The following is a 434-nucleotide window of genomic DNA, read 5'->3' on the forward strand; positions in this document are numbered from 1 at the left end:
CTGCAACTCGCCTGCATGAAGCCGGAATCGCTAGTAATCGTAGATCAGCCATGCTACGGTGAATACGTTCCGGGCCTTGTACACACCGCCCGTCACACCACGAGAGTTTGTAACACCCAAAGCCGGTTTGGTAACCTTCGGGAGCTAGCCGTCTAAGGTGGGATAGATAATTGGGGTGAAGTCGTAACAAGGTAGCCGTATCGGAAGGTGCGGCTGGATCACCTCCTTTCTAAGGAATAGGAACACACCTTCGGGTGTGACAAGTTACATTAATTGTTGTATGACATCTGCTTGTTCGTTTAGTTTTGAGAAGTCAATCTTCTCATTTATGTTTGTTCTTTGAAAACTGAATACTAATTGATATGAAATAGAAAGACCAAGTAACAACCGAGACTCATTTTAGGTGATTTATAATCATCAGTCGTATCGCACGA

Annotated in this window: 1 rRNA gene; it reads left to right on the plus strand. The window is 44.5% G+C overall.

The annotated features are described in order from the left end of the window. A 16S ribosomal RNA gene (locus tag BCAMP_RS12055) occupies positions 1-229 on the plus strand; the annotation flags it as partial. Positions 230-434: the final 205 nt, after the last annotated feature.

It is taken from the genome of Brochothrix campestris FSL F6-1037, assembly GCF_000525915.1.
GTDB classification, from domain to species: domain Bacteria; phylum Bacillota; class Bacilli; order Lactobacillales; family Listeriaceae; genus Brochothrix; species Brochothrix campestris.